Origin of the sequence: Sutterella massiliensis (assembly GCF_016899755.1) — a bacterium.
GTDB classification, from domain to species: Bacteria; Pseudomonadota; Gammaproteobacteria; order Burkholderiales; family Burkholderiaceae_F; genus Sutterella; species Sutterella massiliensis.
In genome coordinates this window covers 1-325 of the sequence record NZ_JACJJC010000369.1, presented here as the reverse complement: position 1 = coordinate 325, position 325 = coordinate 1, and the positions used below count along the sequence as shown (strand labels likewise).

The 325-nt window shown below is 53.2% G+C and carries 1 protein-coding gene; it reads left to right on the top strand.

Translation table 11 applies throughout. The annotated features are described in order from the left end of the window. On the top strand, window positions 1-190 hold a 190-nt coding region (locus H6A60_RS12950; RefSeq protein ID WP_205105274.1), incomplete at its 5' end, for a hypothetical protein. Window positions 191-325 lie beyond the last annotated feature (135 nt).

Below are 325 nucleotides of genomic sequence, written 5' to 3'. Positions count from 1 at the left end.
CCTTCACGGACCGTTCGTTATCGGGATCATTGAGAACGTATTCCTCAGCTGCATCGGCATCAAGAATGAAGCGGTTCGCGAATTGAATAAAGTTCTCGTCGCAGATGCGATCATGAAAATCGTCCGCAAGATGCGCCGCGCGCGCGAAAACGAACGGCAAATCGCACAATCGCGAATGCCGTTCGCATGAGCGCGAACGCTTAATGTCGCTGAAGTGCGAATGGTTGTCGCACCGACAACGAACGCAAGTCGCCGAAGCGCGAACAGATGGCTCGTGTTCAGCAAAAATATTCGGCCACTGCCGTTCTGTCTATCTTCCTGAGCG